The sequence below is a fragment of the Burkholderia sp. Ac-20365 genome, from assembly GCF_017104715.1.
Lineage (GTDB): Bacteria > Pseudomonadota > Gammaproteobacteria > Burkholderiales > Burkholderiaceae > Paraburkholderia.
On record NZ_JAAGPI010000011.1, the window covers coordinates 118,961 to 143,414 of the forward strand.

Below are 24,454 nucleotides of genomic sequence, written 5' to 3' on the forward strand. Positions count from 1 at the left end.
TCCCGTTTCCACGGACTTTTCGACGCGACTCAAGAATGGAATATAAGAGCTGGATGTGCCTGATCTGCGGCTGGATCTATGACGAAGAAGCCGGTCTGCCAGAGGAAGGAATCGCGCCGGGCACTCGCTGGGAAGATGTTCCCATCAATTGGACTTGCCCCGAGTGCGGCGCGCGCAAGGAAGACTTCGAGATGGTGGAGATCTGATCGGTCAGCCTTGCACGGGCGGGCGGTCCTGTCGCGCCATGCAAGGTCGGGCGATTCGAAATGAATCGATTGCGCGCACGATGGAACATCCGCGCGCATGCGCTGTCGCAAGGTAACCTGTCACTGGGCTTTGCTTGCGGTCATCTCGGTTCGTCAGGGTAGAGGCCAGTACGTGAGCAGTGCGCTCCCGGCATCGCGCACAAGCGCTGTCGAGAGCGGTTTCCGGCTTCATGCTGTGACCTGAGAAAGCGGCACCGTTTTCGAGCCACTCCGCGAGTGGCCCGGCAATTGCACTACTGCACTACTTTCGCCTTACCGGCAGTTCCGGTGGCGCAGTATCGATGCCGCCTGACAATGCCGGCGTTCCTGCGGCCTGCTCATGACCCTTCGATCCGCATCGCCCGATACGCTCGACGCTCTACCGAATCCCCGCGGCGGCGCCGTCCGCCCCGCGGAGCAGGCCATTGCCGACGCGCTTGCTGCTTTCGAGCAGCGGCGCGACATGACGGCGCAACTGCTGGTCGCCGGCCGCACGTTGCGCGAAGCCGGCTGGCTTGCCGCACAACGTTTCACCGATGCCTTGCTGCTCGTCTCGCCGATGGCCGCCAGCGGTCTCGCCGACGAGGCGCCCGCGCGTGCCGCTTTTGGCGCGGCACTGCGGGCTTTCCGCGCGGCGCTCGAGCGGCGCAATCTGCGCGAGCTCGGCTGCTCGGGCGCGCTTTTTGAGCATTACCGCCTGCTCAGCACGCATATCGCGCAGCACACGCCCGGCTACAGCGTCACTTTCGAAGACATCGCGCTTGCGAGCCGGCCCATTCCGCCCGTTTCACTGCGTTCGCAATCGGCTGCACGGCTCGCGCATCTGCGTGCGCGCTATGAGCAGGCGCTGCTGCCCGTGCTGCGCTCGAAGGGTCACGTCAGCACGAGCGCGGTCGCGGGCGCCGTCAACGCTGCACTCGACGATCTCGATACTTGTCTCGTCGATCTGTCCGGCCCCGATCCTTATGATTTCTGGCGTCTCGCGCTGGCATGCTCGCGCGCATTGCGCGCGAGTGGCCGATCGGTCGAAGACATCGACACGCGGCGTTTCTACGCGCGCTGCAACATGGCGCTCGCCGACGAAGAGCGCGGCATTCCGCTCGCGCCGCGTTCGCTGGTGCGCGCGACGCTGGCGTTGCTGTGGCGCGACTACGCGCTGTTCGGCGCGGCCGCGGAAGACACCGACCACGTCGAACTGCTGCGCGATTATGGTTTGACGGTCGACTGGCACGTCGCGGGCACGCAGGCGTCGGAAGCGTTATGGGAAGCCGGCGCGCATCAGGCGGAGACGCTGGCGGCGCATGTTGCGATGACGCGCGAACTCGGCGCGCTGACGGTCAACGCCAACGCGTACGAAGACTTCTTGCAAACCGCCGACGCCGCGATCTCCGCGCTCACCGATCACGCGCGTGCCGCCGATAATCCGCAGAAAGCGGATCCCAGCGCTGCGCTGCAGGCGGGCGACGCGGCTTACCGTCTGGGTGCGGCGGCTTCGGCGCTCGGACTCGGCCAGGTCGCGCTGCTCGCCGATGCGCTGGGCCTCGCCTGGCGACGCCGCGCACACGCTGGCGTGTCGACGCCTGCGGTTCGCGCGCATGTCGTCGTCGACGCACCCGATGCGCGCTCGCTCGAAGCCGCGTCCGAAGCCCTGCGCGCAATGCTGCATAAGGTCGCGGCGGGCGTTGCGCCGCAGTCCGCGACGAACGTTCTTGCGACGCTCACGCGCGCTATCGAACAGGGCAGTGCATAGCGCGTCCGGACCCGCGCGTCTTCTATGCGAACACGCTGCGCGATAGCGCACGATCGTCGTTCCCGACGAGGCCAACGCGCGTGATAGAGTGCAGTTTCATGGACTGCGATTGACGCGGCTGCGCGCCTGTGCGGACAGCCCAGCCGACAAGGCTGGCAAGGTTGACAATCGGCCTGCCGCACGACTCTGGCGCATGGCGCGGGCACCGCAGTTGCGCACCGTCTTTGCTAAAATTCGACCTATGTCCAAGAGTAACGATCGCATCAATCTGACCAACCAGTTCCTGATCGCCATGCCCAACATGGCGGACCCCACGTTTTCAGGAACGGTGGTCTACCTTTGCGATCACAGCGAGCGTGGGGCGCTCGGCCTCGTCATCAACCGGCCGACCGATATCGACCTCCAGGCGCTCTTCAATCGCATCGATCTCAAGCTCGAGATCGAACCTCTGCTGCATGTCCCCGTGTATTTCGGCGGCCCGGTGCAAACCGAGCGCGGCTTCGTGCTGCATGACGCATTGGAAAACACCACCTATACGTCGTCGATGCAGGTGCCGGGCGGGCTCGAAATGACCACCTCGAAAGACGTGCTCGAAGCCGTCGCGAGCGGCAAGGGGCCGGAGCGTTTTCTGCTGACGCTCGGCCATGCCGGCTGGGGCGCCGGTCAACTGGAAGACGAAATCTCCAAGAACGGCTGGCTCACGGTCCAGGCCGACCCCAAAATCGTGTTCGACGTGCCCGCTGAAGACCGCTTCGAAGCGGCGCTCGCGCTGCTCGGCATTTCGTCCTCGATGCTCTCCGGCGAAGCGGGTCACGCATGAGCGGTGTAGCCGGACGTGAAGCGACGCTGCTTGCGTTCGACTACGGTGAAAAACGGATCGGTGTGGCTGTCGGCAATTCCCTCACGCGCAGTGCGCGTCCGCTCGTCGTTCTGCAAAACCGCAATCGCGAATACCGTTTCGAAGCCGTCGGCAAACTCATCGACGAGTGGAAGCCCGACGCGCTCGTCGTCGGCCTGCCGATGCATCCCGACGGCACGCCGCACGAAAGAACCCAGCTCGCCAAACGCTTCGGCAACCAGTTGAACGGGCGCTTCAATCTGCCTGTTTCGTGGGTCGACGAACGCTATTCGTCCGTCGAAGCAGAGGCGGGCATCCGCAGCGGATCGCGCCAGGCCGGCATGCTCGATGCCGAAGCCGCGTGCATCATTCTTCAGCAATATCTGGACGGACTGACCGACGATCATGAGTTCCATTGACGCCGAGGCGCTGTATCGCGCCGTGCTCGAACAGATTCGCGCCGCCTATGGCGACGCGCTGGGTGGTCCGGACGGCGCGGTGCTCGCCGGCATCTACAGCGGCGGCGCGTGGCTGGCCGAACGCCTCGCCAAAGACCTGAACGTGCCGACCTTCGGTGTCGTCAACGTCGCGCTGCATCGCGACGACTACGCGAAGAAGGGCTTGCATACGCAGGCAAGTCCCACGTCGCTGCCGTTCGAAGTCGACAATCGTCGCATCGTGCTCGTCGACGATGTGCTCTACACGGGCCGTACCGTGCGCGCTGCGTTGAACGAGCTGTACGACTACGGACGTCCCGCGTCCGTCGAACTCGCGGTGCTCGCTGATCGTGGCGGGCGTGAGTTACCGATGGCGGCCCGTTTCGTCGGCGGCACGATCGAGGTGCCGGCGAATTCGACGCTCGTGCTGGCGCGCGACGGCGAGCGCTTCACGTTTCACACCGAGCCGCGCGCGGATTGATCCACACGGCAGCAACAGGCCGCAACCGGGCGCGCGTCGTGGATCCACATCGCGCGCTTCGCAGAACCTGAGCAAACACCCGCAGCACCCGCAGTCCCCAGTCTGATTCAGGAAGACCATGAACACGCCCAACCCGGTTTCCCAAGGTTCCACCGATTCGACCGATAACGCCGCATCCGCAGAGCGTTTTCGCTACGGTTTCCTCAAGGGCAATCCGCAGCTCACGAAGAACGGCGAGCTGAAACATCTGCTGACGATCGAAGGCCTGCCGCGCGCGATCGTCAATCACATTCTCGATACGGCCGAGCAGTTCGTCAGCGTGACCGACCGCGAAGTGAAGAAGGTGCCGCTCTTGCGCGGCAAGTCGGTGTTCAACCTGTTCTTCGAGAACTCGACGCGCACGCGCACCACGTTCGAGATCGCGGCCAAGCGGCTGTCGGCGGATGTGATCAATCTGAACATCAACGCATCGTCGACAAGCAAGGGCGAGTCGCTGCTCGACACGATCAACAACCTGTCGGCGATGCATGCAGATATGTTCGTCGTGCGCCACGCGTCGAGCGGCGCGCCGTATCTGATCGCCGAACATTGCGCGCCTCACGTGCACGTGATCAATGCCGGCGACGGCCGTCACGCGCACCCGACGCAGGGTCTGCTCGACATGTACACGATCCGCCACTACAAGAAGGATTTCACGAATCTGCGCGTGGCGATCGTCGGCGACATTCTGCATTCGCGTGTCGCGCGCTCCGACATTCACGCACTGACCACGCTCGGCGTGCCCGAAGTGCGCGCGATCGGTCCGCGCACGCTGCTGCCGGGCGGCCTCGAGCAGATGGGCGTGCGTGTGTTCCACAACCTCGACGAAGGCTTGAAGGACGTCGACGTGATCATCATGCTGCGTCTGCAGAACGAGCGGATGAGCGGTGCGTTGCTGCCGTCGGCGCAGGAGTATTTCAAGAGCTGGGGGCTCACGCCCGAGCGTCTCGCGCTCGCGAAGCCCGATGCGATCGTGATGCATCCGGGCCCGATGAATCGCGGCGTCGAAATCGACTCGCAGGTGGCGGATGGACCGCAATCGGTGATTCTCAATCAGGTGACGTTCGGCATTGCTGTGCGCATGGCGGTGATGGGTATCGTCGCGGGCAACAACGATTGAGCCGCGCACGGCTCTCGCAATCACCCATCACATCAGTCATCAGGTAAAGGCAGTCAAAAAAGGCAGCGCATGAAGATTCATATTCAAGGCGGCACGCTGATCGATCCCGTAGCGGGCACCGAGCAGCAACAGGACGTGTTCATCGCGGCGGGCAAGATCGTTGCGCTCGGCAACGCGCCCGCCGATTTCAACGCGGCGCGCACCATCGATGCGAAAGGGCTCTGCGTGGCGCCCGGTTTCGTCGATTTGTCGGCGCGGCTGCGCGAACCCGGCTACGAGCACAAGGCGACACTCGAATCGGAAATGGCCGCGGCGCTTGCGGGCGGCGTGACGAGCCTCGTATGTCCGCCCGACACCGATCCCGTGCTCGACGAGCCCGGTCTCGTCGAAATGCTCAAGTTTCGCGCGCGCAATCTGAACCGCGCGCATGTGTATCCGCTCGGCGCGCTGACGGTCGGCCTCAAGGGGCAGACGATCACCGAGATGGTCGAGCTGACGGAATCGGGTTGCGTCGGCTTTTCGCAGGCCGATAACCCTATCGTCGATACGCAGGTCTTGCTGCGCGCGTTGCAATACGCGAACACGTACGGCTATACCGCATGGCTGCGGCCGCAGGATGCGTATCTTTCGAAGGGTGGCGTTGCGGCGAGCGGTCCGCTTGCATCGCGTCTCGGCCTGTCGGGCGTGCCCGTGTCCGCGGAAACGATCGCGCTGCATACGATCTGCGAGATCGTGCGCGTGACGGGCGCGCGCGTGCATCTGTCGCATGTGTCGTCGGCGGCGGGCGTCGAGCTCGTGCGCGCGGCGAAGGTGGAAGGCCTGCCCATCACCTGCGACGTCACGATCAACCACGTGCATCTGATCGATATCGACATCGGTTATTTCGATGCGCAGTTCCGCCTCGACCCGCCGCTGCGCTCGCAGCGCGATCGCGAAGCGATTCGCGCGGGCCTGCTGGACGGCACGATCGACGCGATCTGCTCGGACCACACGCCGGTCGACGACGACGAAAAGCTGCTGCCGTTCGCCGAGGCGACGCCGGGTGCGACGGGGCTGGAACTGTTGCTGTCGCTGACGTTGAAGTGGGCCGACGAAACGGGCGTGCCGCTGGCAAAAGCGCTCAACCGCATTACGGCTGCGCCTGCCTCGGTGCTGAAGTTGCCGGCGGGCCGGATCGAAGCGGGCGCGACGGCCGATCTGTGCGTGTTCGATCGCCACGGTCACTGGCGGGTCGAGCCGCGCGCGTTGAAGAGCCAGGGGCACAACACGCCGTTCCTCGGGTACGAACTGCCGGGCCGCGTGCGCGCGACGGTCGTGTCGGGCCAGGTGGCGTTCGAGCAGCGCTGAGCGTCGTGCGCAACGCATCGGCGAAGAATGAAAAGTTAAGCGGAAGACTCGCAATATGAAGCTCGCGTTTCGCAAGATGCGGCTGGTCGCGCATCTGCTTTACGGCATGTGGGTGGTCTGGACGCGTTTTCCGCGCGCAAGCGCGCAGCAGCGTCTGGCGTTGAACCGCGCGTGGTCGCTGCGGATGCTGCAGTTGTGCGGCATGCGTCTTGTCGTGCATAACGATGACGCGCGGCTCGATGAAGGCGCGCTGGTTGTCGCGAACCATATTTCGTGGATCGATATCTACGTGATCAACGCGTGGCGGCCGACGCCGTTTGTGTCGAAGGCTGAGATACGCAAGTGGCCGGTGGTCGGGTGGTTGGCTGAACAACTCGGCACGGTGTTCATCCAGCGGGAGAAGCGTAGCGACGCGAAGCGGATCATGCATGAACTCGCTAACCGGTTGAACGCCGGCGAGCTGATGTGCGTGTTCCCGGAAGGCACGACGACGGATGGTGTGCAGTTGCTGCCGTTCCACGCGAACATGTTCCAGGCGGCGGTGTCGGCGTCACGGCCGGTGCAGCCCGTGTGCATGATGTATGAGGATGCGCAGGGAAGGCAGTCGACGGCGCCTGCTTATATCGGTGAGATGTCGCTTGGGCAGTCGCTTGATGCGTTGCTGCGCGGCGGGCCGCTGACGGCGCATGTGTATGTCGGTGCGGCGCTTGCGCCGGGTGCTGACAGGCGGTTGCTGGCGGCGGAGGCGGAGGCTTCCATCGCTGCCGCGCTGAATGCGCTGCAAGACCCTGAGGCGCGTCGCTCAGGTCAGATTGCCGACCGGACGCGGGCATCCATCGACGCCGCCGCGAACAGCTCGCAGGATCCATTGACGGGTCCAGACGCAGACATGACGCGCCCCGCGTAGCGCGTCGATCCGCTGTTTAGTTCACAACTGCGCGGCAGCCTTCACATTCCACCTGCGTGACCGTGCGTTCGGCGGGCGACTGCGCCAGCCGGATGGCCGACAACTGCTCGCCCCACACACAGCCTGAATCGAGTCCGATCAGGTTGTCGCGGACCGTCAACCCGAGCGCGGCCCAGTGGCCGAAGACGACGGTGATGTCTTCTGTCTTGCGCCCGGCCACGTCGAACCACGGCATGAAGCCCGTCGGTGCGGAGGCGACGCCGCCGCTCGACGAGAAATCCATCACGCCGTCGGCATTGCAGAAGCGCATGCGCGTGAGTGCCGTGCACGTCAGTCGCAACCGGTCGATGCCTTTGAGGCCCGGCTTCCAGCGATTGGGCTCATTGCCGTAGAGCCCAGCTAGCGTCTCTTTCCAGTTCGGCGCACGCAATGCGCGTTGCAGTTCGTCGGCGAGTTCCAGCGTCAAATCGACATTCCATTGAGGCAGCACGCCCGCGTGCACGAGCAGCATGCCGTTTTCGTAGTGAACGAGCGGCCGGTGGCGAATCCAGTGCAGCAGATCTTCGGCGTCGGGCGCGGCGAGGATTTCATCGATCGTGTCGCCTTTCTTGGACTTCCTGATGCCCGCCGACACCGACAACAGATGCAGATCGTGATTGCCCAGCACAGGCACCGCGCGATCGCCGAGCGCGATGATGTCGCGCAGCGTCGCGAGCGACTCGCCGCCGCGGTTGATCAGATCGCCCGCGAACCAGAGCGGCGCGTCGGCGGGCGGCGCGGCTTTCGCGAGAAGTTGCTGGAACTGGGTGCGGCAGCCTTGCAGATCGCCGAAAGCGAGGGGAGGGGAACTGGTGGAAACGGTCATCGGCGGGAAGTGGTGGTCCGAAGGGCTTGGCGGAGAACGGGTCTTGATCAGCCGCGGTGCGCGCGGAATGGGTTCGAAGCAGTTGCGTTCAGGCTGCAATGCACAACGCGACATGATAGCGCGGCATTCGGGCTCCGTCCGACGTCGCGAGGAAGGGTGTCGGTGCGTGCAGACGCAGCCGCAGTACCGACGCAAGTGCGGAATTATTTTGATTTTTTTCCGAATTTTTGACGATTTTCTGCCCGCCAAACTAGATTCCCACGACCGTTCGGACTGAACGGAGCCGATTTATTCGTCCGATATAATCGGCCGCTGCCAGTTCGGCGTGCACGCTGCGCGCACTCAGACCAAGGAGGAAGTGATTTGCGGCATCCGTCTCAACCAGTCATCCACCGCGTTCTCATCACGGGAGCGAGCGGTTTCACTGGTGCCTACGTGCGCGAAGAACTCGCCGACGCTGGCTATGAGGTCATCGGTACGGCGGCAGGCGAGCCGCAAGCCGGTGAGCGGACGCTCGACATCACTTCGTTGCCAGATTGTCGCCGCCTGATAGGCGAGCTCAAACCCGAATTCATCGTGCATCTGGCGGCGATCAGCTTCGTCGCGCACGACGATCCGTTGGAAATGTACAACGTCAACGTGATCGGTACGACGAATCTGCTGCAGGCGTGCATCGACGTCGGACACGAGCCGCGCAAGATCCTGATTGCGAGCAGCGCGAATATCTATGGCAACGCTGAAGGGGTTGTCGACGAGGATACGCCGGCTGCGCCCGTCAATCACTACGCGGCGAGCAAGCTTGCGATGGAGCATCTGGTGCGGACGTGGTTCGACCGGCTGCCCATCGTCGTTACCCGGCCTTTTAATTACACGGGGCGCGGGCAATCCGAGCGATTCCTGGTTCCGAAAATTGTTTCCCACTTTGTCCGTAGACGGCCCTTTATCGAATTGGGAAATATCGATGTTGCGCGGGATTTTTCGGATGTTCGAATGGTGTCGCAGGCCTATCGAGCACTACTTGAATCGCCCGTCGCCGGGGAGACGCTCAATGTCTGCAGCGGGAACCCTCGCACGCTGACCGATATCATTGATATCGTTCGCGAAGCTTCCGGTCACGATCTGGAAATTCGCGTAAATCCCGCCTTCGTTCGTCAAAATGAAGTCAAAGTTCTGGTTGGTTCGGCTAAAAGGCTGAATCGTGTCGTCCCAGATATGCCGGCCATCGGCATTGAAGACACCATCGACTGGATGCTTTCTCTCGCCTGATTTACAAACTGTCTCAGTTTGTTAGTGCGCTGGTGTTTCTCATCGACACCCTTATAATGATGGGTTACGTACCCACGTGCGCCTTTTGTGACGTCCGGTCAGTGTTGCCGGTGGTTTTGCTTGCACGGCACTAATAGCCGGAAGCAACTGCCGCAGCTTGTCTGGTCGTACGGCCAAGATAATCTCTAGAAGGAATCCCATGATCCTGGTAACGGGCGGTGCCGGCTTTATCGGCGCCAATTTCGTGCTTGAGTGGTTGAATGCCTCGGACGAGTCGGTCCTGAATCTGGACAAACTCACCTACGCCGGCAATCTGGGCACGTTGAAATCGCAACAGGACAATCCTCGTCATGTGTTCGTGCGCGCAGACATCTGCGATCGCGACACGCTGGACAAACTCTTTGCCGAACACAAGCCGCGCGCGGTGTTGCACTTCGCTGCCGAAAGCCATGTCGACCGCTCGATCCACGGGCCGGCGGACTTCGTGCAGACCAACGTCGTCGGAACGTTCACGTTGCTGGAAGCTGCGCGATCCTACTGGAATACGTTGAACGACGCAGATAAAGCGGCATTCCGCTTCCTGCATGTATCGACGGATGAAGTGTTCGGCTCGCTCTCCGCGACCGATCCGCAATTCTCCGAAACGACGCCTTACGCGCCGAACAGCCCGTACTCGGCCACCAAGGCTGGCTCCGACCATCTCGTGCGTGCGTATCACCACACGTACGGCTTGCCCGTGTTGACGACGAACTGCTCGAACAACTACGGTCCCTATCAGTTCCCCGAAAAGCTCATCCCGCTGATGATCGCCAACGCGCTCGGCGGCAAGCCGCTGCCCGTGTATGGCGATGGTCAGAACGTGCGAGACTGGCTGTATGTCGGCGACCACTGCAGTGCGATCCGCGAAGTGTTGGCGCGCGGCGTGCCGGGTGAGACGTATAACGTCGGCGGCTGGAACGAGAAGAAGAACCTCGAAGTCGTGCATACGCTGTGCGACCTGCTCGACCAGAAGCGTCCGAAGGCGCAGGGTTCGTATCGCGACCAGATCACCTATGTGACAGACCGTCCGGGCCACGACCGCCGCTATGCGATCGATGCCCGCAAGCTCGAGCGTGAGCTGGGCTGGAAGCCGGCCGAGACTTTCGAAACGGGTCTCGCGAAGACGGTGCAGTGGTATCTCGACAACCAGGAGTGGGCCGACGAGGTCGCTTCGGGCGAGTACCGCAAGTGGGTCGAAACGAACTACGCGCAACGCGCGTAAGGGCGGAACGATGGCGCGCAAAGGCATTATTCTCGCGGGCGGATCGGGCACGCGGCTCTATCCGATCACGCACGTCGTGTCGAAGCAGTTGCTTCCTGTGTACGACAAACCGATGATCTACTACCCGCTATCGACGTTGATGGTCGCGGGTATCCGCGATGTGCTGATCATCTCGACGCCGCAGGACACGCCGCGCTTTGAGGCGATGCTGGGCGACGGCAGTCAGTGGGGCATGAATATCCAGTACGCGGTGCAGCCGTCGCCGGATGGGCTTGCACAGGCATTCATCATTGGTCGCGATTTCGTCGGCAACGATCCGTCGGCGCTGATTCTCGGCGATAACATTTTTTATGGTCACGATCTGGCGAAGCAGCTGGAGCGTGCGAATACCCGCACGGACGGCGCGACGGTGTTCGCGTATCACGTGCATGATCCTGAGCGTTATGGTGTGGTGGAGTTCGACAGGGAGTTTCGTGCGCTGTCGATCGAAGAGAAGCCGGCGAAACCGCGTTCGAATTACGCGGTGACGGGTTTGTACTTCTACGATAACGACGTTTGCGATATCGCCGCGGATATCAAACCTTCCGCGCGCGGCGAACTCGAGATTACCGATGTGAATTCGCGCTATCTCAAGCAAAAGAAGCTGGACGTCGAAATCATGGGACGCGGATACGCGTGGCTCGACACGGGTACGCACGATTCTTTGATCGAAGCGGCGACTTTCATTGCTACGTTGCAGAAGCGGCAAGGGCTGGTCGTTGCATGTCCGGAAGAGATTGCGTACCGGCGCAACTGGATCAATGGCGAAGAGTTGCTCGCGCTCGCCAAGCCGCTGTCGAAGAACGCGTACGGGCAATATCTGCAAAACATTCTCACGGATCAAGTCGCATGGCCATCAGCGTAACTGCAACCGCGCTTCCGGAAGTGAAGATCATCGAGCCGAAGGTGTTCGGTGATGCGCGAGGATTCTTCTACGAAAGCTTCAACGCGCGTGAATTCGCCGAATTCGTCGAGGCGGATGTCGAGTTCGTTCAGGACAACCATTCGCGGTCGGCCAAGGGTGTGCTGCGCGGACTGCATTACCAGATCGAACATGCACAGGGCAAACTCGTGCGCGTCGTCGAGGGTGAAGTGTTCGACGTCGCGGTCGATATTCGTAAGAGTTCTCCCAATTTCGGCAAGTGGGTGGGCGTAGTCCTGTCGACTGAAAACCATCGTCAGTTGTGGGTACCGCCGGGCTTTGCTCACGGATTTGTTGTGCTATCGGAGTCGGCGCAGTTCCTCTATAAGACGACGGATTACTGGTTTCCCGAACACGAGCGCAGCATCGTCTGGAGCGATCCGGATGTCGGCATCACATGGCCGATCGATTTCGAGCCCCTGCTCGCGGCCAAAGATGCAGCCGGCAAGCGCTTGTGCGAAGCCGAAGTATTTGCCTGAGGCTTCCGAATGAGCAAGCAACCGACCATCCTCGTCACCGGCGTCAACGGACAAGTTGGCTTCGAACTTGCGCGCACACTGCAAGGTCTCGGCCGTGTCGTCGCGCTTGATCGCGCGGCGCTCGATCTGTCCGACCTCGCACAGATCCGCGCCACGGTGCGCGAATTGAAACCTTCGGTGATCGTCAATCCGGCCGCCTATACCGCGGTCGATAAGGCGGAAACCGACATCGATGCCGCGATGCGTCTCAATCGTGACGCGCCGGGCGTTCTTGCAGACGAGGCGGCCCGCAGTGGGGCTGTGCTGGTCCACTATTCGACCGACTACGTGTTCGACGGTACGAAAGGCGAGCCTTATGTCGAGGACGATGCGACCAATCCGCAAAACGTGTACGGAAAGAGCAAACTCGCAGGGGAACTGGCTATTGCCCAATCAGGCTGCGCACACCTTATTCTGCGCACCAGCTGGGTCTATGGCGCGCGGGGAAAGAACTTCCTGCTGACCATGCTCAAGCTCGGTGTCGAAAGGCCAGAGCTGCGGGTCGTCGCCGATCAGATCGGTGCGCCTACATGGTCGAACACGATCGCGACGTCGACATCTCATATTCTCGCGCAGGGCCTTGGTGCGAATGATCTCGACTGGTGGCGCGAGCGTTCCGGCGTCTATCACCTGACTGCCGCAGGCGAGACTTCGTGGCACGGCTTTGCGAAAGCGATCCTTGAGATTGCGATGGGCGAGAAGGCTCCAACGGTCTCACCCATCGGCACCAGCGACTACCCCGTTCCGGCAAAGCGCCCTTCGAACTCGCGGATGTCTTGCGGCAAGCTCACGGAGACATTCGGGCTCGTCCTGCCGGATTGGCAAGACGCGTTGCGACTTTGCATGGCCGGTCGATGTGCATAGCGGTGTCTGCGAACGGGCCCATGCATGTTCATCCATTTCTGGAAAGTGATCTCCCCTCATGAGTTTGGGTGATCAGGCTGTTCCGTCTGGCAACGCGTCGACCGGAATCGTTGTTGTATTTTTTCGGCCCGATGCTGCCTGTGTGCGTCGAGCAAACCGCTATGCCGATGCGGGGCTCTGCGTGGTCGTCGACAACACCGAGCAGTTGCAGAGCGCCGAGCAGCTCGGACTCGACACGCGGATCTTGTATGTTGCGAACGCAGCTAACCTTGGTATTGCGACTGCCATCAATCAAGGCGTCGAACTGCTTCTGAAGGCGGGATGCACAAGTGCGCTGATCTTCGACCAGGATAGCGAGCCGTCGAGACAGCTGCTGGAAGCACTTCCGCCTCTGCTCGACGAGGAAAAGCGCCGGAGAGGGCGGGTCGCGGTGATTGGGCCCGCTTACGAGGACGCCCGTCTCGGTGGCGTTGCGCCCTTCGTGCGCTTCGGCTATTTGAGGCTGCGTCGGGTTGCGCCCGTTGGTACACGGCCGATCGAAATAGATTTCCTGATCACTTCGGGTTCTTGCATCAATCTGGCCGCTTGGCAGGAAATCGGCCCGATGGATGATGGGTTATTCATCGATTTCGTCGATCTGGAATGGTGTGTTAGAGCGCGGGCGAGGGGATATGCGGTGCTTGGTGCGCCCGCCTTGCGTCTTGTACATGAGTTGGGTGGCGAACCGGTTCGTGTTCTCGGTCGGCAATATCCGAGTCACAGCCCGCTGCGTCACTACTACCTCTTTCGCAATGCAGTTGCCTTAATTAAACGCGGCTATGTTCCGTGGACCTGGAAGTCTACGGAGATCGTCAAGTTTCCATTTCGACTGGCTATATATGGATTGTTCCTGCAGCCGCGCTTGAGTCATCTGAAAATGGCGCTAGTAGGGATCTGGCATGGCCTGAGAGGCCGCATGGGCCAGCTGGATCAATCATGACGGGATGCTTCTGTTCTACGACCGTAGCCTCTTCGACCGTAGCCTCTTCTTTAATGCGAAAATTTAAAAGTCCGAATGTATACTCTGGCACTTAATGATTTAAAGCAAAGCATTGCCTCCTGGCGGCTTTGGACTCTACTGGGTTGGCTTGAGGTCCGGCAACGCTACGCGCGTTCGCGCGTGGGACCGTTCTGGCTGACGATCAGTACCGGTGTGATGATCGGTTCGATAGGCGTCGTGTACGGCACGCTCTTCGGCATGAAGATGAGCGACTATTTGCCCTATCTCGCCGTCAGTCTCGTGCTGTGGACGACCTTTTCGGCAACCGTGCTGGAAGGCAGCACCGCTTACATCAGCAGCGGCCCGTACATCCGGCAAGCAGCGACGCCCAAGCTCATTTTCATGTTGCAGGTTGTCTGGCGCAACCTGGTCATCCTCGCGCACAATTTTTTGATCGTGCTGGTTCTGCTTGTCTTTTTCGGCGTGAAGAACTGGGAAACGCTGCCCGTTTTTGTTCCGGCACTGTTGCTGTACATGGCTAACGCGCTGTGGATCGCGATGGTGGCCGGTCTGTTGTCAGCGCGCTTTCGTGACCTGCCGCAAATCGTCGCGGCACTGCTGCAGGTTGCGTTCTATATCACGCCGATCATCTATCGGCCTAGTGCGTTGACCCGCTATTCGTTCATAGTCGAGTTGAACCCTCTGGCGCATTTGATCGAACTGGTTCGCGCGCCGCTAATCGGCGAGTTGCCCAGCGCAACCACGTGGGGTGTCACCGTGGGGCTGGCCGTCGTCGGCTGGGGCTTCGCGCTCGCGCTGACGGGCCGTTACCTGAAACGCATTCCGTACTGGGTTTAATAGGGCACATCATGGCGTACATCGAACTGAAAGGCACGACCCTCGATCTGCCCATTTACGACGTTCAAGGACGATCCCTCAAGAAGCAGGTCATGCGGATGGGACGGCGTAACGCAATTGCTGAGGGCAATGACGGCATCGTCGTCGTGCGTGCGCTTGACAACGTCGACTTGCGTTTCGAAAGTGGCGACCGGATCGGTCTGATCGGCCACAACGGCGCCGGCAAGTCGACGCTGCTCCGAATCATGGCCGGGATCTACGCGCCTACTTACGGAACAGTCGAGAGTGACGGGAAGATTGTGCCGCTGCTCGATATCAGTCTCGGGATGGACGAGAACTCGACGGGCATGCAGAACATCCGTCTGCGCGGTTTGTTGCTTGGCATGACGGATGAAGAGATTCGTGAAAAGCAGCAGTCGATCGCAGAATTCTGCGAATTGGGCGACTATCTCGACCTGCCGCTCAGAACTTACTCGAGTGGCATGCGCGTCCGGTTAGGCTTCGCCATTTCAACTGCGGTTGACGCTGAGATTCTCCTGCTCGACGAGGTGATGGGCGTCGGGGACGCGTCGTTCATGCACAAGGCAGAAGAGCGCCTCGCGAACCTCCATAGCCGTGCGGAAATCGTTGTGCTCGCCATGCACTCGAACGCGGAAATCCGCAAGGTGTGCAACAAGGCGCTGTGGATGGAGCGTGGGCGCGTTCGAGCCTTTGGCGCTACCGAGCAGGTTATTTCGGAGTATGAAGCTCAGATATGAGCTAGCGTCCAATTGTGTAACGCCAGCATCAACGGTGGTCTAGTCGCAGCCTTACACGATATTTGACCGAGTCGCGGCCGGATACGGCGGATAATAGTTTTTTAGAAAAGCGTGCTGAGAACTTCCAATGATTGATCGAGCGTACAGGGTCTATTGCTATTGGCGTACCCACGGAACATCCGCGCTGCAACAGCTTTTCTATCGCAAGCTGGCCCGGAAGCTTCATGCGTCCTCCGACTCGATGTCCGAAGCCGAGACATCGCAAAAGACTGCCTTGCAGCTTTCTCGCGCGAGGTTCGAATCGCTGGCGCCGTTGCTGACGTATTCGATCCCGGCGTCCAACATTCGGCGCATCAGCATCGTGACGGATAGTGTGTCCAGCGGAAGCCTGTTCGGCGGGGTAGGGACGGCGCTGATTTTTTCGGCATTGCTCGCGAATGAGATGGGCGCGCAGCTGCGCATCATCACCCGCACTCAGCGGGCGCAACCCGAGAACATCAATCATCTCCTCGATCTGTACGGGATCAAACTGAAGGAGGAAGTGCAATTCAAGCTTGCGGCTTTCTTCGATCAGAAGTACGAGCTCGACGTAAAGGAAGGTGACGTCTTCGTGACGACCTCGTGGTGGACGACTGCGGCCACGCTGCCGAGCGTACCGCGTGAGTCGATCATTTATCTGCTGCAGGAAGACGAGCGAATGTTCTATCCGTACGGAGACGATCGCGTCAAATGCGAAGAGATCTTGAGTAACAAGGACATCCGGTTCCTCATCAATACGAAGCTGTTGTTCGATCATTTGACTAACGACGGACTAAGCAATATTGCCAGCAATGGAGCTTGGTTCGAGCCAGCATTTCCAGCCGCCATCTATCATCCGCGTGTGAAGACCACCACTGGGAAGAAGCGATTCTTCTTCTATGCACGGCCTCATAACGTTCGCAATCTCTTCTATCTCGGCATAGAGGTCATCGAACGGGCGATCGCGCTGAAAGTGCTGGACACGGAAGAATGGGAAATTTGCCTGGTTGGGAAGGACATCCCTGCCGTGGTGTTCGATGGCGGATATGTAGCAACCAAATTCGAGAATCTCTCGTGGTCCGAGTACGCTGACCTCGCAGGTACGATCGATGTGGGTCTCAGCCTGATGAGCACGCCGCATCCGAGCTACCCCCCTCTGGATCTGGCCGCTAGCGGCGCGGTTGTCGTGACCAATCGCTTCGGCAACAAGACCGACTTGTCCGAGTATTCGTCGAACCTGATTTGCGCCGATCTCGACCGCGACGCACTGGTTGAAGGGCTGCGGTTGGCGGTCGCTTTGTCGTCGAACACCCAGCTGCGGGAGCAGAATTATCGGAGCAACAGGCTTGTCGATGATTGGCAGCAGGCGTTCTCTGGGGTTATCAAGAACCTGTCGAAAGAAATCTAATGTTCAAGGTTGATCTCTCCCCTGTCGCGTATTCCGACCCGTGGATTGTGCCGTTGTCGGAGCGAATGAAGACGCTTGCGCGCGGCAAGCGGCGGGTTGCATACTTCTACGAAGAACCGAACAACAGTACGTTTCGTTACCGTGCCTACAACATGGCGCAGGTACTGAATGACGACAAGAGCGGGGATGTCTCCGCGAGCTTCTTCTTTCTTCGAGACTGGTCGCGGATCGATGAGATCGCCGAAGTTGCCGACGTTCTGGTGATCTGCCGTTCCCGGTATTGTCATCGCATCAATCAGCTCGTGATGAAGTTCCGATTGCGAGGAAAGCGCGTACTTTTCGACATCGACGACTTCGTGTTCGATTCGAGCTATGCGCATCTGATCATGAATACGCTCGACGAGGATGTTGGCGATCCCAGCCGTTGGGACTTCTGGTTTTCCTATATTGGCCGCATGGGCGCCGTGTTGAAAATGTGCGACGGCGCCATTACAACCAACGATTATCTGGCCGACAAGCTTGCAAGGTATTCGAGATTGCCAGTCAGCGTGATCCCGAATTTCATGAACAAAGAGCAACTCGGGTACTCCGATGCGCTCTTTCGACATAAGCAAGAAAAAGAATTTGCGCGCGACGACAAGATTCACCTGGGTTACTTCAGTGGGTCACCGTCGCACAAGTTAGACTACGCGATCATCGTGCCGGCTATCGAATCGCTACTGGCGAATGATCCCAGGATTGAACTGATGATTGTCGGGTATATCGAGGCAGGCCCGGTACTCAGCAAATTCGGCGATCGGGTCAAGCGTCAACCGTTTCACGACTACGTCAACCTACAGCGTCTTATCAGTACCGTCGAATTCAATCTTATGCCGTTGCAGGCGAACGATTTTACTAACTGCAAATCGGAATTGAAGTACTTTGAGGCGGCGGTAGTAGGGACGATGAGCATTGCATCGCCTTCTTACACTTACGCTGCTGCGATCCGGGACGGTGAAAACGGGTATCTTGCCAAAGCGCAAGAGTGGCGCTCAGTGATCGAGACGGCGATCGAAAACAGATCCAGCTGGCTGGCGTTGATTGAAAATGCTCGTGAGGACGCTCGTTCGAAGTACGCGTGGTTTAACCAGCGCGAAACGATCCTCGCCGCGTTGCAACTCGACTGAAATCGCAACAGCGTTCTTTTGCATGCGTCGGCTTGCCTTGCATAAGCATGGCGTTCGATGAATCTGATTGAATACGGCCCAACTTCCAACCTTGAGCGCACATACGGCGCGCGCAGTTATGAACCTTGAGACTGGTCAGGTTACGGGCATCGTGGCGATCATCGTGAGCTATCAGCCGGATTTGGCACGTCTGGTCGATCTTCTGAAGGCGGTTTCATCGCAGACCCATCGCGTGGTCATGGTGGACAACGGCTCGAATGAAGACGTCGCCGGTTCACTGGCTCGTGCCGGGTCGGATGTGGACGTCGTGAGCCTGGGTGAAAATCTCGGCATCGCGGCAGCTCATAACGTGGGCATTCGTTGGGCGCGCGAGCACGGCGCAAAATACGTGTTGTTGATGGACCAGGATAGCGTGCCGGAGACCGGGATGGTAGCCGCATTGAAGTCAGCGCATGAAGATCTGGTCGCAGCGGGTAATAAGGTGGCGGCAGTTGGGCCTCGATCCAGAGACAGACAGACCGGCCATCTTGCCCCGCATGTGCGGTTTGCTGGCTTTCGTTTTGCCCCTGTCGCATGCGAGCCGGGTCAGGCGGTGGTCCCGACAGACGTCCTCATTTCGTCGGGATCGTTAATTTCGATCGAAGTCCTGGATGCTGTTGGCGGAATGGACGAGCAGTTATTTATCGACCAAGTTGATATCGAGTGGGTGCTGCGGGCCCGTGCAAAAGGGTACCAGGCGTGGGGACATTGCGAAGCAGCCATGATCCACTCCTTGGGCGAACAGCGTCGGCGAGTATGGCTTGGACGCTGGCGGGAAATTCCTCTGCACAGGCCGTTTCGTTACTACTACATGTTTCGGAACAGCGTGCTGCTACAACGCCGCGATTACCCTTGCCGAGCTTGGCGGCGTGTGGACACGATACGTTTGCTACAAATCCTGCTGTTCGTAACCATGTTCCACCCCCAGCGATTCCAAGCGTTGTGGAGCATGCTACGGGGGCTTCGGGATGGTGTCTCGATGGGGAGGTGATGTGCTGCGCTGGCGGTGTCGATGCGATCCGCTGGTTCAGGCCTTTGCGTATTTCCGCGCGAACGAGCGTAGCATCGAGAAGATATTTCGATTGGACCCGAGAGGGTCTCTTTTTTTATCAACGACGTGCTCATACAAGCGCAAATCTGCCTGAACGTATTTCAGCAGAGTACGCTTGATATCGGGCGCGGTGATATCGACCCGGCGCGAGGATGGGGAAGAGTTCAAGCGTGAGATAACTGGCTCCGGTCCCAGATCCAGGATGTCGAAAAGTGTTTGCATTTCCGCGGATAGATTCTCGGAAAGCCCGACAAATCCAAGTCGATCAAGGTTACTAATTGCTTTTTTTGCCAAGGCTGCCGGTGCCATGTCGGTAATGCTTCCTCGCGCGAATGCCAGCATTTCTGATTGAAGATCGATCACTCTGATTTCTGCATCGCGCGGAATTGCTTTGAAATATCGGTCGAGTGATCTGGCGCTGGAAAAATCGACGTTTGCAAGCATGCGTATTTCGTTTTTTATTTTCTCGGGAAAGCCGTTGAGTTCGTGTTCGTATTCGGGCTGATTATAGTGATCGATCCACATCAGATGTGATGCGAGTTGCTTCAGCGGGTCGCGAACAAAGGCAAAGATAAACGCATCACAGTGAATATCGCCAAAATGGACATGCCCCGAAACGAATCGCTTGTCCTTGAAAGATTCTTCTGAGATGGCACTGCTGAACGTGTGGCACGATTCCGCGCCAAGGCGCTGAACGAAGGCGTCAATAACGGAAACGCCGGCCGTCTTTGGAATATGCAGAAATGCAATTCTGTTGCTGTTATCGCCCGACATATTTGAGAAATCAATGATGCGTTGAGAAATACAATAATCCTCCGGTATGCCCCGGAAAGAATTCACTATGTCGACGCAGAAACTTTGCTTGCTCGAGGCTATAGAAAATCGCCGAAAAGGACACGATTGCCCTCAAACTGCACGATGGTCTGAAGAGCACTTGAGCCGAGCGTCTCAAATGAACCGATATCATGCTGTACGATAGTTCTCGCCCTTGTAGCTAAACTGCGGGATTTTGATCGAGTGGGGGCGCAGCACGGATATACACTGTTGCCAATTCTAACATGACGTACTTCTGAATCACTCTTCCGTCCCCGTAACTCTGTCTTACAGTATTACGGATTATTCCGGGTCGCCTGATATGGCGTGCGCATGCTCATAAGACGTGCATCGCGTTGTCGATTGGCGCCTATCCGGTGTTTCTCGTATATTGACGAACACGGTGCTGGTGGCGCATGTCCCGTGCCGACAGTACGAAGCACATCGCGTCTTTGTCGAGCAGTGACGCGAACACAGGATGCCGATAATGAAAATCGTTGTAACTGGAGCCACTGGTTTTATCGGCGCGCATCTCGTCCCCGAGTTGCTCTCCCGAGGCCATGAAATTCTCGCGCTGGTGCGAAACGAGTCGAACGCGCGCAGTTTTCACTGGTCCAGCGAAGTTCGTCTCGTCACCGCTGACATCGGGTGTCTGGACTCTGGTGTTTTTGAGCGGCTCGGCGACCAGGATGCAGTCGTTCATCTGGCGTGGCCCGGGCTGCCCAACTACCATGCGCCATTCCACTTCGAAGAGAATCTGCCGACAGCCTATCGATTCTTGACGCAGTGCGTGACGGCGGGCATTTCGCAAGTCCTCGTGACTGGGACGTGCTTTGAATATGGAATGCGAGAGGGATGCCTATCGGAGGGATTGGAGTGCCAGCCGACGAATGCCTATTCGCTCGCGAAAGACACGCTTCGCAAGTTTCTGGAAATCTGGGGACAACAGCGGCCGTTCACGCTGCAATGGGCGCGATTGTTCTACATGTACGGCGAGGGACAGAATCCGCGGAGCTTGCTCGCACAACTCGATCGCGCAATCGATAACGGCGACGCCGTTTTCAACATGTCGGGCGGAGAGCAGTTGCGGGACTACTTGCCGGTGGAGCAAGTTGCGCAGCGACTGGCCTTACTCGTCGAGCACCCTGAACTCACTGGCGTGACGAACATTTGTAGCGGTGCGCCAATCTCCGTTCGTCGACTCGTTGAGCAAAGAATTGCTGAGCGCGACGCGCAAATCACCCTCAACCTGGGGCACTACCCGTATCCCAGCTATGAGCCGATGGCGTTTTGGGGAGATCCCGGCCGACTTCAGTCGCTCGCTGCTGGGCTATGACCAGGCAGCGAGCCATCGGCGCCGCACCGGAAGAATGAGTCACTGCCAAGAGACTTCGTCTCTAATTGAGGCAAACCAATAGAGGCGCAGGTGCCGCAATCTGGGGACACGCAGATTCTGACGAGTCGATAATTCCCATCAGATCGCTGCAGTTATACTAGCGGACCATGCAACCCCAAGCGCGGCACGATACGAGGAAAATGCTTTGTAAGACTGGCGCGGTTGGGGACGTTGATGACGGGTACCTACGGGCGTCACTGCGACTCGGGCCGGGACTGATAAAGCCTGGAGACAGCGCGACCTGACGCTGCCGACGGGCTTCGACATCAGCCCGTTCGACAGGGCAACCCGTCGCAAAATTAAGGCTTTCGGGAAAGAATGCGACATTCGCGGGGCTCAAGGCGCCAATGTGTGTATTCTCAGCCCGCTGGAATGGCGGGCTTTGTCCCGCTAATGTACTGGGCAATCTGCCCGCACGGACTACGTGTGGGCGGCACCCAAGAGTCTATAGATCATGATGCTTGACCAATTGCTTCGCCGCGGTAATAACAATGCTGATCTGCTGCGCCTGATCGCCGCGACGGCAGTCATCTGGGGGCATGCATACGCGCTGGTGCCTGAGCCAGGCGTGAACGAACCGCTTCGCAATCTGCTTGGGTTCGATTATTCGGGTTCGCTGGCGGTCAAGTTTTTCTTCTTTCTCAGCGGTATTCTCGTGACCAACAGCTGGCTCACGAAGCCGAGCGCGATCCGTTTCGCGTCGGCGCGGATTTTCCGCATTTTCCCCCTCCTGGTCGTCAGCGCGCTCATCACGATCCTGATTATGGGGCCGGCGCTCACGTCCATGCCAGTATCCGAGTACTTCCATCATCGCCACGAACTGATACATGTGCTCCTGCATCCCTATATCGAATACCTGCTGCCCGGCGTGTTCGATCATGGTTTGTATCAGCATGTGAATGGTTCGATCTGGACGATCAAATACGAATTGATGCTGTACGCGTTGCTTCTGGGCGCGGGAATGTGCGGGCTTTTCCGTTTCAAGCCGGTGGCCGCCGCGGTTTTGCTGACGGTCATCGTCGTCTGCATGTCCTGGCCTGACTTGATTACCACAATCGGTCTGCCCAACATCAACAAAGGTGGCCAACTGCCCGCGTTTTTTGCATTCGGTTCGCTGCTTGCTCTATATAAGGAGCGTGTGCGGATAGACGGTCGCCTGTGCGTCGGACTGGCGGTCATCGCGTTCGCTGTCAGGCATGGCCCAGCCTTCGAGTTTGTCTTTCTGCCTGCCTTTTTCATTACCGCCCTGTGGATGATGTCACTGGACATCGTGAAACGCCTTCACCTCCCAGGCGACTTCTCCTACGGCGTGTATGTGTTCGGCTGGCCCGTGCAAAATACGTTCGCCAACCTGTTTCCGAAGTCAGGAATACACACCAATCAGATCATGACGTTTGCGTGTGCGTTTTCACTTGCGGTCATATCGTGGTTCCTGATTGAAAAGCCGTGTATTGCGCTAGGGCAGAAGATTCCGGATCTTCTGCGACGAAGAAATATGAGGCCGACGCAGAAGCCAGGCAAAGGGACGGTGATGTGGTAAATCTGCCTGCGTCGCCGATGCCAACGGGCTTGACAAAACAAGTCTCCTTGCCACAGGCGCGCGGCGCAAAGGAGTATGACAATCGCTGGGAGGTAATGTGGACCTATATCTCGCGGTGTATTGCTGCGTCGCTATCTCAAAAATAGTCGTAAATCCAACTACGAAATAAAGAGGGCTCGGGGTGTGGTAGTCCACTATGATCTGGCGTTGTTTTATCTGGCCCGCAAGGCTGAAGGTATTCATGCATTTCGACGATTCGTCGAGTCGTATCGGGCGCGTGCCGCTGGATGTCCGCACCAACTGGTCGTCATCTATAAGGGGTTCGACGGCGGCGCTGACCCAGAACTGGCTGAGGCGCGCGATCTGTTTCGCGAGATCGACGACGCTCATCGTGAAGTCCATGTGACCGACGAGCACTTCGACATCGGCGCGTACATTCAGGCTGCGCATCAGATCGAGTCGAAGTACGTCTGCTTCATCAATACACATACCGCGATCCTGACCGACAACTGGCTTTTGCACCTGCGCAACGCGATCGAGGACGAGTCGATAGGCGTTGCCGGCGCGACGGCCTCTTATGAAAGCCTGTATGACTCGCTTGCGCTGCTAGACCGGGTCATATGGCTCGTGGGATACGAGCGTGTCGGTTACGAGCAAAAGCTGGCCGACTATTACCGTTTCATCATCGACATCCACGCGCCATGGTGGCTTAAAGAGAAAACGCATAAAGCGCATCGATACGGACATTTCTACGAGCGCTATCTTGATGAGAAGTGGAAAGAGTCGTGGCGCAAGGCCGTGTCGCCGGGTGGCTACAACGACTTTCTGATCGGCTTCCCGCGATTCCCCAATCCTCACGTCCGGAGCAACGGTTTCATCCTGAGACGGTCCGACTTCGTGAAATTCATCGTGCAACCGACGAAGAAATCGACATTTGGTTTCGAAAGCGGTCCGAACGGTTTGTCGCAGACCCTGCTAAATGAAGGAAAGCGGCTTGTGATGGTCGATCGTCATGGCCGCTGTCACGATCAGGAAGATTGGCCGCATGCGCGCTGTTTCCGTTCCGGCGATCAGCAAAACCTACTGCTGGCCGACAATCAGACGCGCGCTTACGACCGTCTGTCTCAAAATGAGCGCGTCACCAGTCTGATGATGTCTTGGGGAGATGCGGTCGCCGAATCAAAATCCGCATATTCCCTCGGCTACCGGTTCGAGATGAAGCGCGCAACGCCGCTGCCCGCGCACTTTACGACCAACGCCCCGTACATCATCGATCACCTCGACTTCGGCGTGAAGTCGCAGGGTGTCTGTGACGGCAGCAACGACAACTACCTCAGAAGCGACGATCCTTGGCCGCCCGATCATTCGGCGTTTGTCTGATTCGTCTGGCTGTCGCCGCGTCTGTCGTCGAGAGCGGGGCACCGTCAGTCTGCCGTACGCCTCCGTGCCGCCTTTCTCGGATGGGGGCCGGTCTCCGGCTGCCCAAGCACACTATCGGGGTGGACCTGAATAAACCGGGGCGCCTTGCG

At 59.0% G+C, this 24,454-nt stretch carries 24 protein-coding genes; 22 read left to right on the forward strand and 2 right to left on the reverse strand.

Features of this window, described 5'->3' with window-relative positions:
* Positions 1-35 precede the first annotated feature (35 nt).
* From G3O01_RS20700 to G3O01_RS20735, 8 genes are all read left to right on the forward strand, one after another.
* On the forward strand, positions 36-206 hold the full coding sequence (locus G3O01_RS20700) for a rubredoxin (protein ID WP_109478916.1): 171 nt from the start codon (positions 36-38) through the stop codon (positions 204-206).
* A gap of 379 nt (positions 207-585) precedes the next feature.
* On the forward strand, positions 586-1,995 hold the full coding sequence (locus G3O01_RS20705; RefSeq protein ID WP_205807002.1) for a hypothetical protein: 1,410 nt from the start codon (positions 586-588) through the stop codon (positions 1,993-1,995).
* A 241-nt stretch (positions 1,996-2,236) separates the two neighbouring features.
* On the forward strand, positions 2,237-2,815 hold the full coding sequence (locus G3O01_RS20710) for a YqgE/AlgH family protein (protein ID WP_205807115.1): 579 nt from the start codon (positions 2,237-2,239) through the stop codon (positions 2,813-2,815).
* Positions 2,812-3,252: a Holliday junction resolvase RuvX gene (gene ruvX / locus G3O01_RS20715; RefSeq protein WP_205807003.1), complete on the forward strand. Its 441-nt coding sequence runs from the start codon at positions 2,812-2,814 to the stop codon at positions 3,250-3,252. Before G3O01_RS20710 ends, ruvX begins: the two co-directional genes overlap by 4 nt.
* Positions 3,239-3,751 carry a bifunctional pyr operon transcriptional regulator/uracil phosphoribosyltransferase PyrR gene (gene pyrR, locus G3O01_RS20720; RefSeq protein ID WP_205807004.1) on the forward strand — a complete coding sequence of 171 codons (513 nt, stop codon included), beginning with the start codon at positions 3,239-3,241 and terminating at the stop codon, positions 3,749-3,751. Before ruvX ends, pyrR begins: the two co-directional genes overlap by 14 nt.
* A gap of 118 nt (positions 3,752-3,869) precedes the next feature.
* The gene (locus G3O01_RS20725) at positions 3,870-4,910 is read left to right on the forward strand and encodes an aspartate carbamoyltransferase catalytic subunit (RefSeq protein ID WP_205807005.1); all 1,041 of its coding nucleotides are present in this window, start codon (positions 3,870-3,872) and stop codon (positions 4,908-4,910) included.
* A 69-nt stretch (positions 4,911-4,979) separates the two neighbouring features.
* Entirely contained in the window at positions 4,980-6,257 is a 1,278-nt protein-coding gene (locus tag G3O01_RS20730) for a dihydroorotase (RefSeq protein ID WP_205807006.1), read from the forward strand.
* Between the two features lie 55 nt (positions 6,258-6,312).
* On the forward strand, positions 6,313-7,164 hold the full coding sequence (locus tag G3O01_RS20735) for a lysophospholipid acyltransferase family protein (RefSeq protein WP_205807007.1): 852 nt from the start codon (positions 6,313-6,315) through the stop codon (positions 7,162-7,164).
* Between the two features lie 16 nt (positions 7,165-7,180).
* Here G3O01_RS20735 and G3O01_RS20740 read toward each other — a convergent pair whose 3' ends face one another.
* Positions 7,181-8,029, reverse strand: coding sequence for a symmetrical bis(5'-nucleosyl)-tetraphosphatase (locus G3O01_RS20740; protein ID WP_205807008.1), 849 nt, complete (start codon positions 8,027-8,029; stop codon positions 7,181-7,183).
* A gap of 363 nt (positions 8,030-8,392) precedes the next feature.
* Between G3O01_RS20740 and G3O01_RS20745 the strand changes: the two genes are divergently transcribed.
* The 11 genes from G3O01_RS20745 to G3O01_RS20795 all read left to right on the forward strand — a co-directional run bounded on the left by G3O01_RS20745 (position 8,393) and on the right by G3O01_RS20795 (position 19,116).
* A complete protein-coding gene (locus G3O01_RS20745) occupies positions 8,393-9,295 on the forward strand; it encodes a GDP-mannose 4,6-dehydratase (protein ID WP_205807009.1) in 903 nt (300 codons plus the stop codon).
* 199 nt (positions 9,296-9,494) lie between these two features.
* Entirely contained in the window at positions 9,495-10,556 is a 1,062-nt protein-coding gene (gene rfbB, locus G3O01_RS20750) for a dTDP-glucose 4,6-dehydratase (protein WP_054928773.1), read from the forward strand.
* Between the two features lie 10 nt (positions 10,557-10,566).
* Positions 10,567-11,460 (forward strand): glucose-1-phosphate thymidylyltransferase RfbA, encoded by an 894-nt coding sequence (rfbA, locus tag G3O01_RS20755; RefSeq protein ID WP_241024122.1) that lies wholly within the window; start codon positions 10,567-10,569, stop codon positions 11,458-11,460.
* Positions 11,445-11,996: a dTDP-4-dehydrorhamnose 3,5-epimerase gene (rfbC, locus tag G3O01_RS20760; RefSeq protein WP_205807010.1), complete on the forward strand. Its 552-nt coding sequence runs from the start codon at positions 11,445-11,447 to the stop codon at positions 11,994-11,996. The genes rfbA and rfbC overlap by 16 nt, the downstream gene beginning before the upstream one ends.
* A gap of 9 nt (positions 11,997-12,005) precedes the next feature.
* Positions 12,006-12,899 (forward strand): dTDP-4-dehydrorhamnose reductase, encoded by an 894-nt coding sequence (gene rfbD / locus G3O01_RS20765; RefSeq protein ID WP_205807011.1) that lies wholly within the window; start codon positions 12,006-12,008, stop codon positions 12,897-12,899.
* Between the two features lie 58 nt (positions 12,900-12,957).
* Positions 12,958-13,878 (forward strand): glycosyltransferase family 2 protein, encoded by a 921-nt coding sequence (locus G3O01_RS20770; protein ID WP_205807012.1) that lies wholly within the window; start codon positions 12,958-12,960, stop codon positions 13,876-13,878.
* 75 nt (positions 13,879-13,953) lie between these two features.
* Positions 13,954-14,736, forward strand: a complete 783-nt coding sequence (locus G3O01_RS20775; RefSeq protein ID WP_205807013.1) for an ABC transporter permease — start codon at positions 13,954-13,956, stop codon at positions 14,734-14,736.
* A gap of 11 nt (positions 14,737-14,747) precedes the next feature.
* A complete protein-coding gene (locus G3O01_RS20780) occupies positions 14,748-15,494 on the forward strand; it encodes an ABC transporter ATP-binding protein (RefSeq protein ID WP_205807014.1) in 747 nt (248 codons plus the stop codon).
* Between the two features lie 127 nt (positions 15,495-15,621).
* Positions 15,622-16,920: a hypothetical protein gene (locus G3O01_RS20785; RefSeq protein ID WP_205807015.1), complete on the forward strand. Its 1,299-nt coding sequence runs from the start codon at positions 15,622-15,624 to the stop codon at positions 16,918-16,920.
* Positions 16,920-18,086 (forward strand): glycosyltransferase, encoded by a 1,167-nt coding sequence (locus G3O01_RS20790; protein WP_205807016.1) that lies wholly within the window; start codon positions 16,920-16,922, stop codon positions 18,084-18,086. Before G3O01_RS20785 ends, G3O01_RS20790 begins: the two co-directional genes overlap by 1 nt.
* A 118-nt stretch (positions 18,087-18,204) precedes the next feature.
* On the forward strand, positions 18,205-19,116 hold the full coding sequence (locus G3O01_RS20795) for a glycosyltransferase family 2 protein (protein WP_205807017.1): 912 nt from the start codon (positions 18,205-18,207) through the stop codon (positions 19,114-19,116).
* Positions 19,117-19,152: 36 nt separating this feature from the next.
* Here the strand turns inward: G3O01_RS20795 and G3O01_RS20800 are convergent, their stop codons facing one another.
* Positions 19,153-19,950, reverse strand: coding sequence for a sulfotransferase family 2 domain-containing protein (locus G3O01_RS20800; protein WP_205807018.1), 798 nt, complete (start codon positions 19,948-19,950; stop codon positions 19,153-19,155).
* Between the two features lie 526 nt (positions 19,951-20,476).
* Here G3O01_RS20800 and G3O01_RS20805 point away from each other — a divergent pair.
* The 3 genes from G3O01_RS20805 (at position 20,477) to G3O01_RS20815 (ending at position 24,305) form a co-directional block, all read left to right on the forward strand.
* Positions 20,477-21,325, forward strand: coding sequence for an NAD(P)-dependent oxidoreductase (locus G3O01_RS20805; protein ID WP_205807019.1), 849 nt, complete (start codon positions 20,477-20,479; stop codon positions 21,323-21,325).
* Between the two features lie 514 nt (positions 21,326-21,839).
* Positions 21,840-22,925, forward strand: coding sequence for an acyltransferase (locus G3O01_RS20810; RefSeq protein ID WP_205807020.1), 1,086 nt, complete (start codon positions 21,840-21,842; stop codon positions 22,923-22,925).
* 120 nt (positions 22,926-23,045) lie between these two features.
* The gene (locus G3O01_RS20815; RefSeq protein ID WP_205807021.1) at positions 23,046-24,305 is read left to right on the forward strand and encodes a hypothetical protein; all 1,260 of its coding nucleotides are present in this window, start codon (positions 23,046-23,048) and stop codon (positions 24,303-24,305) included.
* Positions 24,306-24,454: the final 149 nt, after the last annotated feature.

What these genes read in the sequence shown, in the direction of transcription:
- G3O01_RS20725 (WP_205807005.1), top strand. Translation starts at nt 3,870, where the DNA reads ATGAACACGCCCAACCCGGTTTCCCAAGGTTCCACCGATTCGACCGAT.
- G3O01_RS20740 (WP_205807008.1), bottom strand. Translation starts at nt 8,029, where the DNA reads ATGACCGTTTCCACCAGTTCCCCTCCCCTCGCTTTCGGCGATCTGCAA.
- rfbD (WP_205807011.1), top strand. Translation starts at nt 12,006, where the DNA reads ATGAGCAAGCAACCGACCATCCTCGTCACCGGCGTCAACGGACAAGTT.
- ruvX (WP_205807003.1), top strand. Translation starts at nt 2,812, where the DNA reads ATGAGCGGTGTAGCCGGACGTGAAGCGACGCTGCTTGCGTTCGACTAC.
- G3O01_RS20735 (WP_205807007.1), top strand. Translation starts at nt 6,313, where the DNA reads ATGAAGCTCGCGTTTCGCAAGATGCGGCTGGTCGCGCATCTGCTTTAC.
- G3O01_RS20800 (WP_205807018.1), bottom strand. Translation starts at nt 19,950, where the DNA reads ATGTCGGGCGATAACAGCAACAGAATTGCATTTCTGCATATTCCAAAG.
- G3O01_RS20770 (WP_205807012.1), top strand. Translation starts at nt 12,958, where the DNA reads ATGAGTTTGGGTGATCAGGCTGTTCCGTCTGGCAACGCGTCGACCGGA.
- G3O01_RS20775 (WP_205807013.1), top strand. Translation starts at nt 13,954, where the DNA reads ATGTATACTCTGGCACTTAATGATTTAAAGCAAAGCATTGCCTCCTGG.
- rfbC (WP_205807010.1), top strand. Translation starts at nt 11,445, where the DNA reads ATGGCCATCAGCGTAACTGCAACCGCGCTTCCGGAAGTGAAGATCATC.
- G3O01_RS20795 (WP_205807017.1), top strand. Translation starts at nt 18,205, where the DNA reads ATGAACCTTGAGACTGGTCAGGTTACGGGCATCGTGGCGATCATCGTG.
- G3O01_RS20790 (WP_205807016.1), top strand. Translation starts at nt 16,920, where the DNA reads ATGTTCAAGGTTGATCTCTCCCCTGTCGCGTATTCCGACCCGTGGATT.
- G3O01_RS20785 (WP_205807015.1), top strand. Translation starts at nt 15,622, where the DNA reads ATGATTGATCGAGCGTACAGGGTCTATTGCTATTGGCGTACCCACGGA.
- G3O01_RS20700 (WP_109478916.1), top strand. Translation starts at nt 36, where the DNA reads ATGGAATATAAGAGCTGGATGTGCCTGATCTGCGGCTGGATCTATGAC.
- G3O01_RS20780 (WP_205807014.1), top strand. Translation starts at nt 14,748, where the DNA reads ATGGCGTACATCGAACTGAAAGGCACGACCCTCGATCTGCCCATTTAC.
- G3O01_RS20805 (WP_205807019.1), top strand. Translation starts at nt 20,477, where the DNA reads ATGAAAATCGTTGTAACTGGAGCCACTGGTTTTATCGGCGCGCATCTC.
- G3O01_RS20705 (WP_205807002.1), top strand. Translation starts at nt 586, where the DNA reads ATGACCCTTCGATCCGCATCGCCCGATACGCTCGACGCTCTACCGAAT.
- rfbB (WP_054928773.1), top strand. Translation starts at nt 9,495, where the DNA reads ATGATCCTGGTAACGGGCGGTGCCGGCTTTATCGGCGCCAATTTCGTG.
- pyrR (WP_205807004.1), top strand. Translation starts at nt 3,239, where the DNA reads ATGAGTTCCATTGACGCCGAGGCGCTGTATCGCGCCGTGCTCGAACAG.
- G3O01_RS20730 (WP_205807006.1), top strand. Translation starts at nt 4,980, where the DNA reads ATGAAGATTCATATTCAAGGCGGCACGCTGATCGATCCCGTAGCGGGC.
- G3O01_RS20810 (WP_205807020.1), top strand. Translation starts at nt 21,840, where the DNA reads ATGATGCTTGACCAATTGCTTCGCCGCGGTAATAACAATGCTGATCTG.
- G3O01_RS20710 (WP_205807115.1), top strand. Translation starts at nt 2,237, where the DNA reads ATGTCCAAGAGTAACGATCGCATCAATCTGACCAACCAGTTCCTGATC.
- rfbA (WP_241024122.1), top strand. Translation starts at nt 10,567, where the DNA reads ATGGCGCGCAAAGGCATTATTCTCGCGGGCGGATCGGGCACGCGGCTC.